The organism is uncultured Pseudomonas sp., assembly GCF_943846705.1.
In the GTDB taxonomy this organism is placed as follows: domain Bacteria; phylum Pseudomonadota; class Gammaproteobacteria; order Pseudomonadales; family Pseudomonadaceae; genus Aquipseudomonas.
The window spans coordinates 3,076,540-3,093,122 of the sequence record NZ_OX044366.1 but is presented as its reverse complement, the minus strand read 5'-3'; the positions used below and the strand labels follow the sequence as shown (position 1 = coordinate 3,093,122).

At 60.6% G+C, this 16,583-nt stretch carries 12 protein-coding genes; 5 read left to right on the top strand and 7 right to left on the bottom strand.

Translation table 11 applies throughout. The annotated features are described in order from the left end of the window. Window positions 1–60: 60 nt before the first annotated feature. Window positions 61–1,560 carry an aldehyde dehydrogenase family protein gene (locus tag Q0V31_RS14570; protein ID WP_298188589.1) on the bottom strand — a complete coding sequence of 500 codons (1,500 nt, stop codon included), beginning with the start codon at window positions 1,558–1,560 and terminating at the stop codon, window positions 61–63. A gap of 445 nt (window positions 1,561–2,005) precedes the next feature. On the opposite strand from Q0V31_RS14570, the gene Q0V31_RS14565 reads away from it, so the two are divergent. The 5 genes from Q0V31_RS14565 to Q0V31_RS14545 all read left to right on the top strand — a co-directional run bounded on the left by Q0V31_RS14565 (window position 2,006) and on the right by Q0V31_RS14545 (window position 8,290). Beyond that, a complete protein-coding gene (locus Q0V31_RS14565; RefSeq protein WP_298188587.1) occupies window positions 2,006–2,689 on the top strand; it encodes a response regulator transcription factor in 684 nt (227 codons plus the stop codon). Beyond that, complete coding sequence (locus Q0V31_RS14560) at window positions 2,686–4,020, top strand: ATP-binding protein (RefSeq protein WP_298188585.1); 1,335 nt, start codon at window positions 2,686–2,688, stop codon at window positions 4,018–4,020. The genes Q0V31_RS14565 and Q0V31_RS14560 overlap by 4 nt, the downstream gene beginning before the upstream one ends. A gap of 195 nt (window positions 4,021–4,215) precedes the next feature. Next, the gene (ccoG, locus tag Q0V31_RS14555) at window positions 4,216–5,631 is read left to right on the top strand and encodes a cytochrome c oxidase accessory protein CcoG (RefSeq protein ID WP_298188583.1); all 1,416 of its coding nucleotides are present in this window, start codon (window positions 4,216–4,218) and stop codon (window positions 5,629–5,631) included. Between the two features lie 64 nt (window positions 5,632–5,695). Beyond that, a complete protein-coding gene (mapR, locus tag Q0V31_RS14550; protein WP_298191080.1) occupies window positions 5,696–7,105 on the top strand; it encodes a GntR family transcriptional regulator MpaR in 1,410 nt (469 codons plus the stop codon). A gap of 120 nt (window positions 7,106–7,225) precedes the next feature. Then, window positions 7,226–8,290: a metal-dependent hydrolase gene (locus Q0V31_RS14545; protein WP_298188581.1), complete on the top strand. Its 1,065-nt coding sequence runs from the start codon at window positions 7,226–7,228 to the stop codon at window positions 8,288–8,290. Window positions 8,291–8,336: 46 nt separating this feature from the next. Here the strand turns inward: Q0V31_RS14545 and Q0V31_RS14540 are convergent, their stop codons facing one another. From Q0V31_RS14540 to hppD, 6 genes are all read right to left on the bottom strand, one after another. Further along, complete coding sequence (locus Q0V31_RS14540) at window positions 8,337–10,292, bottom strand: methyl-accepting chemotaxis protein (RefSeq protein WP_298188576.1); 1,956 nt, start codon at window positions 10,290–10,292, stop codon at window positions 8,337–8,339. Window positions 10,293–10,672: 380 nt separating this feature from the next. Beyond that, window positions 10,673–12,133 carry a sodium-dependent transporter gene (locus tag Q0V31_RS14535; protein WP_298188574.1) on the bottom strand — a complete coding sequence of 487 codons (1,461 nt, stop codon included), beginning with the start codon at window positions 12,131–12,133 and terminating at the stop codon, window positions 10,673–10,675. 81 nt (window positions 12,134–12,214) lie between these two features. Continuing rightward, window positions 12,215–12,865 carry a maleylacetoacetate isomerase gene (gene maiA, locus Q0V31_RS14530; RefSeq protein ID WP_298188571.1) on the bottom strand — a complete coding sequence of 217 codons (651 nt, stop codon included), beginning with the start codon at window positions 12,863–12,865 and terminating at the stop codon, window positions 12,215–12,217. Window positions 12,866–12,956: 91 nt separating this feature from the next. Next, window positions 12,957–13,940 carry a fumarylacetoacetate hydrolase family protein gene (locus Q0V31_RS14525; RefSeq protein WP_298188569.1) on the bottom strand — a complete coding sequence of 328 codons (984 nt, stop codon included), beginning with the start codon at window positions 13,938–13,940 and terminating at the stop codon, window positions 12,957–12,959. Then, window positions 13,940–15,079, bottom strand: a complete 1,140-nt coding sequence (locus Q0V31_RS14520) for a homogentisate 1,2-dioxygenase (protein ID WP_298188566.1) — start codon at window positions 15,077–15,079, stop codon at window positions 13,940–13,942. Before Q0V31_RS14520 ends, Q0V31_RS14525 begins: the two co-directional genes overlap by 1 nt. 220 nt (window positions 15,080–15,299) lie before the next feature. After that, complete coding sequence (hppD, locus tag Q0V31_RS14515; RefSeq protein ID WP_298188562.1) at window positions 15,300–16,382, bottom strand: 4-hydroxyphenylpyruvate dioxygenase; 1,083 nt, start codon at window positions 16,380–16,382, stop codon at window positions 15,300–15,302. Between the last annotated feature and the right edge of the window lie 201 nt (window positions 16,383–16,583).

Here is a 16,583-nt window from a genome sequence, read left to right as displayed (position 1 = left end):
TACTTACCTGCATATCTAAAATATTCGATGTTATAGGCTAAAAAACATGGATCAACGAGGTCAGAAGAGCCCGAGCGGTGCTTCGTTGAGGCTGACGTAAATGTTCTTCTTCTGGCTGTAGGCTTCCAGCATTGACTTGTGAGTTTCCCGTCCTAGGCCAGATTTCTTATAGCCACCAAAGGGGGCGTGAGCAGGGATCTCATGGTAGGTATTTACCCACATACGTCCGGTTTCCACCGCGCGTGCCACACGCAATGCCCGGTTGATGTCTTGGGTCCAGACTGCACCCGCTAGGCCGTACTCGGAGTCGTTGGCCATGGCGATGACCTCCGCTTCATCCTTGAAAGGAATGACGCACAGAACTGGGCCGAAAATTTCCTCGTAGGCGACGCGCATATCGTTGCGAACACCGACCAAAATCGTTGGCTGGATGAAGAAGCCGGCATCGTAATCGGCACCTGTAAGACGACCGCCGCCGATCAGTACCTCGGCACCTTCCTGTTTGGCGATATCGACGTAGCCGAGGATCCGTTCCATCTGGGTTTTGCTGACCTGTGCGCCCATCATGGTGTCCGGGTTCAATGGGTCACCCACACGCACAGCTTCGAACTTATGCTTGAGCTCAGCCAGGAATCGCTCGTAGATGGACTCGTGAACGAACAGCCGTGCGCCGGATTCGCAGACTTGACCTTGGTTCCACAGGATGGCGAGCACTGCGCCTTCCACGGCCTTGTCCCAGTTCGCATCGGGGAAAACGATGTTGGCTGACTTGCCGCCCAGTTCGAGGGTTGCGGGAATGATTTTCTTCGCTGCCGCATTGGCGACGAGTTCGCCGACACGCGTCGAGCCAGTGAAGGCAAGCTTGCGCAGGTCTGGATGATCCAGTAACGCCTGGCCAACTGTGGTGCCTAAGCCTGTGACGATGTTGACCACGCCGGCCGGAAGTACCTTGGCAAAGATTTTCGCCAGTTCAAGGATGGTTACCGGGGTTAGCTCGGAAGGTTTGATGACTACGGTGTTACCCGCCGCGATGGCAGGAGCGATCTTCCAGGCGGCCATAAGAAGCGGGAAGTTCCACGGAATCACTTGGCCCACGACGCCGAGGGGTTCACTGAGAGCGATGCTGAGTGTTTGCTCATCCAGCATGACTGCCTCATCCGATTGGCTGCGGATTGCGCCGGCGAAATAGCGGAAGTGATCAATCGCCAGCGGGATGTCGACGGAGCGACTTTCACGAATGGGTTTACCTACATCAAGGGTTTCCAGAACCGCGAACCGATCGGCATCGGCTTCCAGCAGGTCGGCGATCTTCAATAACGCATTGGCGCGTTCCGCTGGTGAGGTGGTACGCCAGGTCACGAAGGCGCGCTGTGCGGCCTGCACCGCGCGGTCGACGTCGGCAGCTGTGGCGTTTGGGATATTGGTGAGAATTTTTCCGTTGGCGGGATTGATAATGTCGAGGGTTTCACCGTATTCGCCAGAAACCCACTGGTTGTCAATAAACAGGCCGTAGCTGCTGTCGGGAAGGTGATTCGGATGGGTATCGCTGGAATTTTTCATGGGGTACCTCCTGAGGCGCCTAGGGTGGTTTACGAACCCAGATTATTCGCAATATTCATATATGTCAATATATAGCTCTGCATTCCTGCATGTATGCACTTCTGGATCAGCTGGGAGCGCGCCTATGCAGTCCAGCCCCCGGATGTCTTCATCGAGGGGCCAACTGCATCAGGCATTGATGGTTTTGTGTACCTAGGCTGTTGAATCGCCCCAGAATTCGTAGTCGCAAGGTGACCGCTTTTGGCCGATTTCTGCCTGTCGCTACCGGCAACTATGAATCGTTCTTTGCTGGTCATAGCCACGCAGCGTGATGGTCAAATCCGATGCAAACGGGTGGTCAAGTCTGCGCAATTACCCACCCTCAGCCGTTATCATTCCACGCCCCGCAGTAACCCTGACTTAATCCTGCTGCTGGATACTGCCCGCCTTCCTACGGATCGGCTCCATGTACATATTGCTAACTGAAGATAACCCCCTGATTGCCAGTGGTGTCGTGGCCGGGCTCACCGCCCAGGGCTTTCGCGTGATGCATGCCGCTACAGCAGCTGAGGCCGAAGCACTGCTGCGCTCGGTGCAGTTCGACGCATGGGTGCTGGATCTGGGCCTACCGGATGAAGACGGTTTAAGCCTGCTGCGTCGCCTGCGCCAGCGCGGGATGAGCTTGCCCGTGTTGTTGCTGACAGCCCGCGACTCGGTAGCCGACCGCGTGTCGGGGCTACAGGAGGGGGCTGACGATTACCTGGTCAAACCCTTCGACCTGCGTGAACTCGCCGCCCGCCTGCATGCCTTGCTGCGCCGCGCGGCCGGGCGTGCCAGCTCACTGGTCGAACATGGTCCACTGCGCTACGACCCGGTGGCTTGCCAGGCTTTTTTGCATGAACAGCCGATCGACCTGTCGCGCCGCGAGCAGGTACTGCTGCAAGCGCTGTTGCACAACCCTCGCCGGGTGCTCAGCGGCGAACAGCTCAAGGACGCGGTCTACGGCCTTGACGGCGAGGTCGAGAGCAATGCCCTCAATGTGCATATTCACCATTTGCGGCGCAAGTTAGGCAGCGGCATCGTTGAGACAGTGCGCGGCCTGGGTTATCGCCTCGGCCCCGCCGGCCATAGCGAGGAAAGCCCGTCATGAGCCTGCGTCTACGCCTGACCCTGATTCTCGGCTCGGCCTTTGTGCTGCTCTGGTCACTGGCCGCTGTGTGGATGCTGTTCGACCTGCGCAACCAGCTGATGTTGACCCTCGATCAACGCCTGGCATCTTCAGCGCGCATGGTTTCTGGGTTGCTCTTACAACTGCCGCAATTGCAGCAAACCGAGGGCGGGCCGGCGCTCAGTACAGAACAGCTGGGCATGCCCGAAGGCATTGCCTGCCAGATCAGCTCAGTGCGTGGCGAGATTCTCGCCAGCAGCCGCGCCGCGCCGGGCAGTGCCCTGGGCGTGCAGGATAAGGGCTTCCATGAGCGCAATATTGACGGCGTCACCTGGCGCACCTTCACCTTGATCGAAGGTGACATGCGCGTGACCACCGCAGACCGCCTGGACGAACGCGACACTCTCAAGCACTCGATCTTACTGGCGGCTGCAGCGCCGGTGCTGCTCGCGTTAATCGGCAGTTTGCTGGTGCTCTGGTTTGGCCTTAGCCGTGAACTGTCGCCCTTACGGCGCATTCGTCAGGCACTGGCTCAGCGCAGCGCCGACAGCATCGAAGCGCTGCATGTCGAAGGCCTGCCGCAAGAACTGCAACCGCTGGTGGCAACCCAGAATCAGCTATTTCAGCGCATCGCCCAGGCGATCGAGCGTGAACGCCGGCTGACCGATGATGCCGCCCATGAGTTACGCAGCCCGCTGACAGCGATCAAAACCCACCTGCAGGTGGCCAGCATGACGGAAGGCGCCACCGCCCGTCAGGCATTGGCGCAGGCCGAAGCCGGCACTGACCGCCTGCACCAGACCCTGGAGCAGCTATTGCTATTGGCACGCGTGGAAGGCCGCCTGCCGTTTGACGAAACCCTGCAATACAGCGCGGCACAAGTGGCCAAGATGGCCATCAGTGACGCCCAACAGCCGGGCCAGCAGGCCATCGAACTGCACCTGTTCGATGCCAGCGCCCAGCGTTTGCTGACGATGCCGCCGAGCTTGGCCATCGCCGCCTTACGCAACCTGCTGGACAACGCCCAGCGACATAACTGCGCGGGTAGTGCTGTCAGTTTGCGCGTGCAGTTTCGCGGGGAGCACGTCTGCTTTAGCGTGCAGGACTCGGGACCTGGGGTGGCCGCCGAGAAAATCCCCCAGCTGACCGAGCGCTTCTGGCGCAACTCTCCCGGTGACGGCAGCGGCCTGGGCCTTTCAATCGTCAACGCTATCGCTGAGCGCTGCGGTGGCGCACTCGAGTTTGTGAACACCGACAGTGGCCTGTGCGTGAATTTAGTGGTGATGAGCAGAGCGGCCACTCACACACCCTAGAACATTGGCTATCAGCAGACGATGGCTGCTGGTAGCCGATTAGGCCGCCAACGCCTTCCGGGCGACCTACCCGCCACATTCCGCATGGCCTGCCCCGCATTCTGATCCGCTTTTTATTTGAAAACCTGAGTCTGTTATCCAAACAGCCTTGCTCGCATAGTGCGCCTCGCCTGATAAAGCCCGACGAGGCCACTAATGAGCCAACGCATACCCGCGCAAATCATCGAGACCATCGACACGCGCCAACCGATCCGCCTGACCCCGTCCCAGGCTGGCGGGCCGATTCACACCCGCAGTTTCACTGGCCTTTACCGCAACCTGCGCCTGTACGGTGCAGGTCTGTTGTTTCTGATTTTCTTCGGCACTGCCTGGCTCGACTGGGACGGTCGCCAGGCCGTGCTGTGGAACCTCGCCGAGCATCGCTACTACATCTTTGGCGCGACCTTCTGGCCGCAGGACTTCATCTTGCTCTCGGCGCTGCTGATCATCGCTGCCTTCGGCTTATTCACCATCACCGTGGTGGCCGGGCGTGTCTGGTGTGGCTACACCTGCCCGCAAAGCGTGTGGACCTGGGTGTTTATGTGGGCGGAGAAAGTCACCGAAGGTGAGCGCCACCAACGGATCAAACTGGATGCGGCGCCCTGGTCATTGCACAAGCTGCTGCGGCGCAGCGCCAAGCACAGCATCTGGCTGGGCGTTAGCTTGCTCACAGCCGTGACCTTTATCGGCTACTTCACGCCGATCCGTGACATGGCCGGCGACCTGCTGCACCTGCAATTGGACGGTGGCACGCTAGTGTGGGTGCTGTTTTTTATGGCAGCCACCTACCTCAACGCTGGTTGGCTACGTGAGAAAGTCTGTGTGCACATGTGCCCGTATTCGCGTTTTCAGAGTGCGATGTTCGATGACGACACCCTGCTGGTGGCCTACGACGCCAAACGCGGCGAAGGCCGTGGCCCGCGTAAGAAAGACAGCGACTATAAGGCTGAGGGCCTGGGCGACTGCATCGACTGCCAGATCTGCGTGCAGGTCTGCCCGACCGGCATCGATATCCGCGACGGCCTGCAGATCGACTGCATCAGTTGCGGTGCCTGCATCGATGCCTGCGACTCGATCATGGACAAAATGGGCTATGCCAGAGGGCTGGTCGGTTATCACTCCGAGCGCGAGTTACAAGGTGGCAAAACCCAACGCCTGCGCCCACGGCTGATTGGCTACGGCATTGCTCTGCTGCTGATGCTTGCCGCTTTCGTCTGGGCCTTGAGCGCGCGCACGATGCTGTCCATCGATTCGGCCAAGGATCGCAGCATGTTCCGCGAAAACGCGCTTGGGCAAATCGAGAACACCTACCTGCTCAAGGTCATCAACAAGACCCAGCAGCCACAACGCTATGGCCTGACCCTGCTTGACAGCCCCGGTTTGCGCCTAGACGCACCGCATCAGTTGCTGCTTAACCCCGGTGAAATTCTCGATGTACCCGTGACCCTGGTGCTGGAAAATCAACAGGCCAAAACGGGAGCCAGGCCGGTGCGCTTTGCGATCCACAACCTCAGCGATGCCAGCGAACAGGCACACACCAAGAGTACCTTTCTCTCGCCACGCGGGCGCTGACAGTCGCATGGCCAAGCAAGTCCTCGTAAAGTGCGCAGGATCACTCAGCGCACCGATGGACACGATGAAACGCTACGAGAAATTCGCCGAGCAGATTGCCGAACTGATACGCACTGGCGTATTGGCCCCTGGCGAGCGGGTGCCGTCGGTGCGCCACGCCAGCCGCACCTATGGGGTGAGCCCGTCCACGGTGTTCCAGGCTTACTACCTGCTGGAAGACCGCGGCCTGATCCAGGCCCGCGCCCGCTCCGGCTATTTCGTCCGCGAACTGGCGCGGCACTCGCTGGCCGAGCCGGAAACCAGCCCGCAGCCGACGCAGACCACCGAAGTGGATGTCAGTGAGCTGGTGTTCTCGGTGCTGGCCTCCTTGAAAAACCCCGACACCGTGCCATTCGGTTCGGCCTTCCCGAGCCCGCAGCTGTTTCCCCTGCCGCGCCTGGCTCGCTCGATGGCCAAGAGCCTGCGCGATATGCAGCCGCAGGCGGTGATCGCCGACATGACCGAGGGCAATCCCAACCTGCGCAGGCAAATTGCCCTGCGCTATATGGTCAGCGGCGTGATGCTGCCGCTAGAAGAACTGGTGATCACCAGTGGCGCCATGGAAGCGCTCAACCTCTGCCTGCAAACAGTGACCCAGCCCGGCGACCTAGTGGCCATCGAAGCACCGGCGTTCTACGCCACCCTGCAGGTACTCGAACGTCTGAAGCTCAAGGCCGTGGAGATTCCGGTTCATCCACGTGAAGGCATCGACCTCGACCTGTTGGCTGAGCGCCTGGCGAACCTGCCGATCAAGGCCTGCTGGTTTATGAGCAGCCTGCAAAACCCGCTGGGCGCGAGCATGAGCGACAGCAAAAAAGAAGCGCTGTATCAGCTGCTGCAGCGCCACCAGGTGCCGCTGATCGAAGATGACGTGTACGCCGAGCTGTACTTCGGCAGCCAGCCGCCCAAGCCGGTTAAGAGCTTCGACCATGACGGTCTGGTAATGCACTGCGGCTCGTTTTCCAAATGCCTGGCCCCCGGTTACCGGGTCGGCTGGGTGGCCGGCGGGCGTTATGCCGAGCAGATCAGCCGGCTCAAGCTGATGACCACCATTTCACCCTCGGTACCCGCCCAGGCGGCACTGGCCGATTACCTGCAACACGGCGGCTATGACCGCCACCTGCGCAAGCTACGCCATGCGTTAGAGGCCCAGCAGGCATCAATGCTGGCCTCAGCGGCGCGGCACTTCCCCGCCAGCACCAAGGTTACCCGGCCCAGTGGCGGTTATTTTCTCTGGTTTGAGTTCCCTCAGCAGGTTGATGCGCTGCGCCTGTTCCAACTGGCCCTGGCCCAGGGCATCAGCCTGGCACCGGGGCCAATCTTCTCGGCCACCCGGCGCTTCGGCAACTGCGCCCGGCTCAATTATGGACACCCCTGGGACGCACAAAGCGAGCAGGCCATGAGCGTGCTCGGGCGCATCCTCGCGTCCTTTTAAAGCACCTGCTGCCTAGGCGTTGCGCCGCCGACTCAGCTGAAACCTTTGCTTGAACATTAATCGCAGCCAAAACCAGGTCAGTCGGCTAATTTAACCATCTGTTCAATTCAGGTATCAGGCATGGACTCGATAACCCAGGCGGTACTCGGTGCCAGCATTCAGGGCGCGCTACTCGGCCGCTGGCAAGGCCGCAAGGCGCTGCTGTATGGCGCTATGCTCGGCACCTTGCCAGACCTGGATGTGGTCATCGATTACGGCGACGCCGTTGCCGACATGACCTACCACCGTGGTTTCAGCCATTCGCTGTTTGTCCTCACGGGCCTGGCCCTGCTGCTGAGCTGGCTGACGCGGCGCTTTAGGCATAACCCCGGTTACTCAGCACAACGCCTGTTCCTAACGATATGGCTGGTACTGATTACTCATCCGCTACTCGACAGTTTCACCAGCTATGGCACACAACTGCTCTGGCCACTCACGCCCACCCCTACGGCTTGGTCGAGCATCTTTATTATTGATCCGCTGTTCACCGTGCCGTTGTGCCTCGCCGTGGCGCTGGGGCTGTTGTTTGGCTTGCGCGACAAAACAGCCAAAGCCCCGGCGTGGGCGCTGCTGCTTTCAACGCTGTATCTGGGTTCTACCCTGGGCGGCAAATACATGGCCGAACAGCGGGTAGAAGCCGAACTGGCGCGACAAGGTATTCAGGCGCAGCAGCTGTTCAGTACGCCGACGCCGTTCAATAGCCTGTTGTGGCGGGTGATCGTGCTGGATGGCGAGAGCTACCACGAGACGTTGGTCAGCTGGTTCGACGATGCCGCGCCGCAACTGCAGCGCATTCCCCGTGGCACACACCTGGCCGCCGCCCTGGCTGACTCGCCGGCGCATGCGCGCCTGGCCTGGTTTACCAACGGTGTGTTGCGTTACGACCAGCTGGGCGAACAATTGGTGGTCACCGATATCCGCCTGGGCATGACCGGTTTTCACCCGTTCCGTTTCGACTTCGCCACCCTGGAAAACGGCCAATGGCGCCTGCATGACGAGATTCAGCGCCTGCCCACTGAGCGCGGCGACCTCTCACGCCTACAGTTGCTGTGGGCACGCACCTGGCAGCCCGAAGTGCAGGTGCCGCTCCTGGCCTGGGCAGAAGAGCTGCGCAGAGCGCCGCTGGCCAACAGCCGCGCGCCATAGCGCCGGGCTTTACCGGCCACTTAATAGCAGCCGGCCCGCCGCACACTCAGCTGCGGAACTGCGCAACCATGCCCTGCAGCTCCACGCCAAGACGTGCCAGCTCGGCGCTGGAGACGGCGGTCTGCTGGCTGGCTGTCGCGCTTTGCTCGCCGATATCCCGCACCCGCGTCACGCTTTCGCTGATGGTTTCAGCCACCGCACTCTGCTCTTCGGCGGCTGCGGCAATCTGCAGGTTCATCTGCTCGATGGTGCTCACCGCCTGGGTGATGCGCCCTAGGGCGGCACCGGCCTCACCGGCCAGCGTCACCGTGCGCTGAGTCAGGTTGCGGCTGCTGTCCATTTTATCCACTGCGCCCTTAGCCAGGTGCTGCAGGCTGGCGATCAGCCCTTCGATTTCCTCGGTGGAATCTTGCGAACGCTTGGCCAGGGCTCGCACTTCATCGGCCACCACGGCAAAACCACGGCCCTGCTCACCAGCGCGCGCGGCCTCAATGGCGGCGTTCAGCGCGAGCAGATTGGTCTGTTCGGCCACGTTGCGAATCACCTCCAGTACACTGCCAATGCGGGCGCTTTCTTGATTCAGCGCGGCAATGGCCTCGGCCGACTCCTCCACCTCAGTGGCCAGGTGACCAATCTGACTGACCGTCTGCTGCACCACCTGATTACCCTGTTGCGCTTCGTGGTCGGCCATCCGGGCGGCCTGGGAAGCTTGCTCAGCGTTTTGCGCCACTTCCTGCACGGTGGCGGCCATTTCATGCATGGCGGTGGCGGTCTGCTCGGTTTCCATCTTCTGGTTCTGCACGCCCGCGCTGGTCTGCGCGGTAATCGCTGACAATTGCTCGGCAGCGGCGGCAATTTGGCTGACGCCACCGCCAATGCGCCCGACCAAGGTACGCAGGCTGACACTCATCACCTGCATGGCGGTCATCAGTTGCCCCGGCTCGTCGCGGCGATCCTGGGGCAGGTCATGGGTCAGGTCGCCGGCGGCGATGCGCTGGGCAAACACCACGGTGCGCTGCAACGGCGTAACGATCAAACGGGAAATCACCAACGCCGCCAGCATGCCCACTATCACCGCAGCAATGCCCATGGCACCGAGCATCAGCAAGGCCTGGCGGCTATCCGTGGTCATTGCCTGCTCCTGCTGCACCTTGGCTTGCTCTACCAGGGCGAGTACGTTGCGGGCCTGCTCAACCATGGCGGTTTCACTTTGCTGGTTCTGCGCGCGCATCTGCTGGTAGTTGCTGAATGCCTGCTGGTACAGGGTCAAGGCCTGCAATGCAGCTTCGATTGAGCGTTTCTGGTCGTCGTCAAGCCAGACCATCAGGCTACGCGCCACGGTTTGCAGGTCTTCGCTGATATAGGCCCATTCTTCCAGGGCCTCGGCCGAGCCGTCGATGATGTACTGGCTTTCATAGCCTCGCAGGTCGAGCATGCGCTTGCTCAGGCCGGAGGCCGCTTCTGCCAGGGTCAGCGGATCACTGCCGCGCAGTTTGTCGCCCGCCAGGCGTAACTCGCGCACGGCGTCGTACATGTCCAGCTCAATCACATCAAACTGATCGCGCGCTTCACCGGCCGCTTTACTCATCTGCGTGCGCGCCGTGCGGGCTTTGTTCTGTTGCTCGACAAAACTATCAAACTGCCGGCGATAGTCATCAAGGGCCTGCTGCATGCTGCTCAAGCGCGCCTGGTCGGCACTGGAAGCGGCAGCCAGTTGCTGACTCAATATTGCACTCACACGGTCTAGTTGCTCATGCACCTGGGCGGCCGCATCGCTGTTCTGACGCAGGGCAAAGTCGCGCTCGGCACGCCGCGTTTGCAGTACCTGGGCATCGATTGCCGACAGGCCGCTGGTGCTGGCATGCCCATCCAGCACCGCTTGCACCGCGAGAAAACCACTACCGATGACGGCAACCGTGAGCAACAGCACCAGGCCGAAACCACACATAAGCTTTTTACCGACAGACAAATCGGCCAATAGACGCGCAGCAGCAGAAGACATAACAACTCCGTTTTTATTATCCAGCCGGCCCGCTAACAGCATGACAGCCAAGGCCCACAGGTGAACGACAACGAGCCGCCCAACCGCGCTGCATTGCAAACCGTGCGCCAGCTCTCTGCTCTGCCCTGGTTAACCCTAGTAAGGCAGCGCTATGGCCCGCGCCAAAGCCGTTAACGAATCAATCAAGGTGATCATTGCGCCGCTCAGACGAGGCCGCTAGGCGCCTTATCGGCAAATTTCCGCTGATCCTCTGGCGAGAGTGGCGAGTTATCGCCAAAAAATAAGCGCCAAGCTTATGACGATATAAGCCTGCAGGCAGCAAAAAGGGCGCACGGCTTGTGCCCGTGCGCCCTTTGCAATTACAGCTCAGCTATCGCGGTTTAACGCCCGGCGAGCGCCGGCACGACTCGCGGTCGCAGCACTTCACCGAGTACAGCCAGCAGGCCGATGGCCCCGGCAATCCAGTACCACTGGCCAACCGGGTCAAACATCAACCAACCCAGGGCATGCAGGAACACCACCATGATCAGCACCGGACTGACGTAGCGCACCATAAACAACCACAGGGCGTAGCCCAGCGGCGGCAGGCCCAGTTCATCGCGCATGATCTCGCTGCGCAGCGCATAACCGGCCAGCAGCACCATAAAGATCCCGCCCAGCGGCATCATCCAGCGCGAGGTCAGGTAATCCAGCCAGTCGAAGAAGTTCTTGCCCATGGGCGTCCAGCCCGCCATCAGGTTGAACGAGAGCATCGCCAGCAGGCTGATCAGCAACAACACCGCGCCGGAAGCAGCCGCGGCCTTGAAGCGGCTGACGCCGTACTTCTCGTTGAGGTAGGCCACCGTGGCTTCGATCATGGAAATCGCCGAGGTCAGTGCGGCAATCGAGACCATGGCGAAGAACAGCACGCCGAAGGCAGTGCCGAATGGCATTTGCTGGAACGCCAACGGCAGGCTCATAAAGATCAACCCAGGGCCGGCGCTCGGGCTCATGCCGTTGGCGAAGATGATCGGGAAGATCGCCAAACCCGCCAGCAGCGCCACACAGGTGTCGCAGATCGCCACCACGAAGGTGGTGCGCGCCACCGACTGGCCATCCGGCAGGTACGAGCCGTAGGTGAGGATCGCCCCGGAAGCCAGGCTCAGGGTGAAGAAGGCATGGCCCAGGGCAGCCAGCAATGCTTCACCGGTAATTTTCGAGGCATCGAAGCTGAACAGGAAATCAAAGCCGGCGCTGAAACCGCCACTGGTAAAGGCGTAGCCCACCAGCACCACCAGCATTACAGCCAGGCCCGGCATCATCCAGCGCACGGCATTCTCGATGCCTTTCTGCACGCCTTTGGCGACGATCCACAGGGTCAGCAACGCCACCAGCACACTCCAGCCGCCGAGCTGCCAGGGGTTGGCGTTATGCGCCTCAAACACCCCAGCCAGCGCGTCGACACTGGTCGCCGCCAGCGAGCCGTCGAGCATTTTCACCGTGTAGGCAAACGCCCAGCCTGCGACCACCACGTAGAAACACAGAATCATAAAACCGGCGAGCATGGCCATGCCGCCCACGGCCTTCCACAGGGGGTTGCCGCCATTCTCTTTAACCACCCGACTGATTGCATCGATGGGGCTGCCACGGCCGCGTCGGCCAATGGCGATCTCGGTCATCATCACCGGGATGCCGATGGCCAGGATGCAGGCCAGGTACATCAATACAAACGCACCACCGCCGTACTCGCCGGTGATGTAAGGAAACTTCCAGATGTTGCCCAAGCCCACAGCGGAGCCGGTTGCAGCAAGGATAAAGCCCCAGCGCGAGAGCCAGAGGTTTTTCGGTTTTTCACGAGTCATGCGTCACCTGCTTGTTTTTATCTGTGACGAAATAGAACCCGCTGCGCTTGTGGCGCGACGGAGTGGCAAGGCAAATCCACCTTAAACGGCGTCGGGTTGCACCTCCGGAGCGGCTTTTTTGAAGGCTTCGAAGGTTTCACAGCGCGCCGCCATGGCGAGAATGCGAGGGTACGCATCAAGGTCACAGTTAAAACGGCGCGCATTATACAACTGCGGGATCAGACAGGCTTCCAAATATCCAGGTTGCTCGCCGAGTGACAGGCGATCATTAAATACCGCCAGGCCGGCTTCGACTGCAGCCAAGCCCTTGTGCAGCCAATGGCGGTACCAGGCATCCTTGGCGGTATCGGCGACGCCCAGCTCAGCGCTGAGGTACTGCAACACCCGCAGGTTATTCAGCGGGTGCAGGTCGCAGGCGATATGCAGCGCCAGCGCGCGCACCTGCGCACGCTGCGCCGGGTCACGAGGCAGCAGCGGCGTGCCGGGGAACACCTCGTCCAGGTACTCCAGAATCGCCAACGATTGGGCAATACGTACCCCGCCGTGGCCCTGATCGACCAACAAGGGCAACAACTGCTGCGGGTTCAGTGCCTGGTAGTCGGCACTGTGCTGCTGGCCGCCGTCCTTGACCAGATGCACCGGCACCTGCTCATAGGCCAGGCCTTTGAGGTTGAGGGCAATGCGCACGCGGTAAGCCGCGCTGGAGCGCCAGTATGAATAAAGAGTCAGCACGTTATTTCCTCTATCAACGTAGGATAGGTTGAGCACAGCGATACCCATCAATGCTATCGATGGGTATCGTCGCTACGCGCCTCAACCCATCCTACGATTCATACTTTTCTACGATCTGATCGATCGCGCCGAACAAGCTGTGGCCGGCGGCGTCGAACATTTCGATACGCACCCGGTCACCAAATTTGAGGAACGGGGTTTTCGCCTCACCGTTCTCGATGATTTCCAGCATGCGCTTCTCCGCCAGGCAGCTGGAGCCCGCACTGCGGTCGTAGTTCGACACGGTGCCGGAGCCGATGATGGTGCCAGTGCCCAGTGGCCGGGTCTTGGCGGCGTGAGCTACCAAGGTCGGGAAGTTGAAGGTCATGTCCACGCCGGCATCCGGCTGACCAAACAACGCGCCGTTAATATGCGAAACCAACGGCCGGTGCACCTTGCCGTCACGCCAGGTGTCGCCCAGCTCATCTGGGGTAATCGCCACCGGCGAGAAACTCGACGAGGGTTTGCTCTGGTAGAAGCCAAAGCCCTTGGCCAACTCGCCGGGGATCAGATTGCGCAGCGACACATCGTTGACCAGCATCAGTAACTGGATATGCCCGGCGGCCTCGGCGGCGGTTGCGCCCATCGGCACGTCATCGGTGATCACCGCGATCTCCGCCTCCAGGTCGATGCCCCAGGCCTCATCGGCCATCTGGATCGGGCTGTGCGGCGGGATAAAGCTTTCAGAGCCACCCTGGTACATCAGCGGGTCATGCCAGAAGCTTTCCGGGATCTCGGCACCGCGGGCTTTGCGCACCAGCTCCACGTGATTGACATAGGCGCTGCCGTCGGCCCAGTGATAGGCGCGCGGCAATGGGCTGTGGCAAACGCTCTGATCGAAGGTAAATGCGCCCTCTTCCAGACCGTCGTTCAAGCGCTGATACAGCGCTTCCAGTTTGGGTTTGGCCTGCGCCCAGTTATCCAGCGCCGCCTGCAAGGTGGCAGCGATGCTTGGCACTTTGACTGCCCGAGTGAGATCACGGGAGACCACCACCAGTTCGCCGTCACGGCCGTGCTTGAGGGATGCTAGTTTCATCAGGATTCCTTGCCCGGCGCGCGCCAGGAGTTCACGTATTCGGGGACATCGACGCCGGCAGCGGCTTCGCCGATTTCCAGGGCACGGCGGGTGTCGATCATCACCGCCACTTCATCGATAAAGGTCGCAGGGTCGACCTGGGCTTTTTTCAGCGCCTTGGGGTGCGGGCCGTGGGGGAAGCCGCACGGGTGCAGGGTGACCATGCCCTGCTCGATATTGTCGCGGCTGAAGAAGTTGCCACGGTGGTAGAACAGCACTTCGTCGTAGTCGTCGTTGTTGTGATAGAACGGCACTTTCAGCGCGCCGGGGTCGCTTTCCATCGGGCGCGGGGTGAAGGTGCAAATCACGAAACCATTGGCGACAAAGGTGGTGTGCGCCGACGGCGGCAGGTGGTAGCGGTGGCTCATCAGCGGGCGAATATCACGCCAGTTGAGCCGCACCACGGTGTTGTCGCCATGCCAGCCGACCACATCCAGCGGGTTGTACGGGTAGGTCACGGTACTGATCTGGCCGCGCCGTTTGATCCTGATTTGCCAGGTATTTTCGTCCTGCTGGGCCTTGAAGGCGTCATCGATACGCGGATGGTCGAGCACCGCCGGGTCGAAGATCGCCTGCGGGCCGAGCAGGCCTTTGTCCGGCAGCTGATAGGCACCGTCGCTGCTTTCGATCAGCAGCATAAAGGTCGGCTCACCGGCCTCAATGCGCCAGGCGGTACCGCGCGGAATCAACAGGTAATCGCCGTCGCGGTAGCTCAAATGGCCGAAGTCGCAATAGAAGTGCCCCGCCCCCTCATGGATAAACAGCAGGTCATCGCCATCGGCGTTACGCACCAGATGACGCATGGCACCGTGGGTTTTCCACACGCGCAGCTTCACATCGCTGTTATGCAGGGTCAGCGGCGCGGCCAGCGGGCAGTCACGCTCGCTGGCAATGTCGTTGAAGTTGAACGCATGCGGGCGCAGCGGCCCCTGCCAGTCGATCCAGCTGGTGGGCGGATGCTTGTGGTGCAGGTGCGCGGTGGGGCCGAAGAAGCCTTCGCGGCCCATTTCACGCTCGTAAGTGCCCTCGGGAAAGTCGCAGTGTGCCTGCCGCGAACACTCGCCTTCACGCAGGGGAAAACTGATCCAGTTACGGCTCATGGCCGGTGTCTCCTCGATTCGACGCCTCTGTGGGCGAACAAAGCAAAACCGTAGGGTGGGTTAGCGGCGCTCAATAACGAGGCGGGTACTGCGCTGCATGTGCGCCGCGTAACCCACCATTTGCCTCAATTGACATCGCAACGGTGGGTTACGGCGCGGCGCAATCGCGTTATGCCTGCGCTAACGATAGACGCGCCTAACCCACCCTACGCTCTGCTGGTCACTCGGCTTTGATCACACCACGTTTGATCTGATCTTCCTCGATGGACTCGAACAGCGCCTTGAAGTTGCCCTCACCAAACCCCTGATTGCCCTTGCGCTGGATGATCTCGAAGAAGATCGGGCCGATTACCGTGTTGGTGAAAATCTGCAGCAGGATGCCGTCATCGCCTGGCGCGCCGTCGATCAGGATGTTCAGCTCGCGCAACACATCGGTCGGCTCGCCATGCCCTGCCACGCGGCTGTCGACCTTGTCGAAATAGGTGCTGGGGGTGACCATGAAATCCACGCCATTGGCGCGCAGCTGGCGCACGGTGGCGTAAATGTCCTCGCTGCTCAGGGCGATGTGCTGGATGCCTTCACCCTGATACTCGCGGATAAATTCCTCGATCTGTGACTTGTCATCGGACGACTCGTTGATCGGGATGCGGATCTTGCCGCACGGTGCGGTCATGGCGCGCGACAGCAGGCCAGTGAGCTTGCCTTCGATATCGAAGTAGCGGATTTCGCGGAAGTTGGCGATGCGCTCGTAGAAGCTCGACCAGACATCCATCTGCCCGCGCTTGACGTTGTGGGTCAGGTGATCGAGCTCTTTCAGGCCGACCGAATTGTCGTTCGGCGTGCGTCCCTCGATATACTCGAAGTCGACGTCGTAAATGCTCTTGTCGCCATAACGATCGACCAGGTACAACAACGAGCCGCCAATGCCCTCAACGCAGGGGATATTCAGCTCGCCGAAGTTGGCGTGACTACCAACCAATTTGGCGCCCTGGGACTCAACATAGGCCGCGGCTTGCGCGGCGTTCTGCACGCGGAAGGCCATGGCGCAGGCACTCGGCCCGTGTTTCAAGCCGAACTCACGCACATGCCCGGTCGGGCTGCCGTTGAGCACGAAGTTGATGTCGTGCTGCTGGAACAACCAAACCTCTTTGGAGCGGTGCTTGGCGGTTTCGGTAAAACCCATGGCAGTGAACAGCTCGCGCAGCTGCTGAATGCCTTCCGGGGTCGGTGCGGTGTATTCAACAAACTCGAAACCGTCGGTGCCGATGGGGTTGTGCTGTTCGATCTTGTTCACGGCGTTCATTGCGCCTCCTCGTTGTTGTTTTGAGCAACCCTGCGACGCCTGGTCGCACGGCACGGATTGACCTCATAACAACCGAGCGCCGCGCGGCTAACAAGCAGGCTCACGCCACTCATTGCCATCCTGGGCTGAAGCTTTCGGCAAGTTTTTATTACAGGCAGGAAAATAGCGTGTTTACTAACTGCAAACACCCATCATGCGTAA

Bases quoted from the DNA above. Each gene is read 5' to 3' on its own strand.
- Q0V31_RS14570 (WP_298188589.1), bottom strand. From the start codon at position 1,560: ATGAAAAATTCCAGCGATACCCATCCGAATCACCTTCCCGACAGCAGC.
- Q0V31_RS14565 (WP_298188587.1), top strand. From the start codon at position 2,006: ATGTACATATTGCTAACTGAAGATAACCCCCTGATTGCCAGTGGTGTC.
- Q0V31_RS14560 (WP_298188585.1), top strand. From the start codon at position 2,686: ATGAGCCTGCGTCTACGCCTGACCCTGATTCTCGGCTCGGCCTTTGTG.
- ccoG (WP_298188583.1), top strand. From the start codon at position 4,216: ATGAGCCAACGCATACCCGCGCAAATCATCGAGACCATCGACACGCGC.
- mapR (WP_298191080.1), top strand. From the start codon at position 5,696: ATGAAACGCTACGAGAAATTCGCCGAGCAGATTGCCGAACTGATACGC.
- Q0V31_RS14545 (WP_298188581.1), top strand. From the start codon at position 7,226: ATGGACTCGATAACCCAGGCGGTACTCGGTGCCAGCATTCAGGGCGCG.
- Q0V31_RS14540 (WP_298188576.1), bottom strand. From the start codon at position 10,292: ATGTCTTCTGCTGCTGCGCGTCTATTGGCCGATTTGTCTGTCGGTAAA.
- Q0V31_RS14535 (WP_298188574.1), bottom strand. From the start codon at position 12,133: ATGACTCGTGAAAAACCGAAAAACCTCTGGCTCTCGCGCTGGGGCTTT.
- Q0V31_RS14525 (WP_298188569.1), bottom strand. From the start codon at position 13,940: ATGAAACTAGCATCCCTCAAGCACGGCCGTGACGGCGAACTGGTGGTG.
- Q0V31_RS14520 (WP_298188566.1), bottom strand. From the start codon at position 15,079: ATGAGCCGTAACTGGATCAGTTTTCCCCTGCGTGAAGGCGAGTGTTCG.
- hppD (WP_298188562.1), bottom strand. From the start codon at position 16,382: ATGAACGCCGTGAACAAGATCGAACAGCACAACCCCATCGGCACCGAC.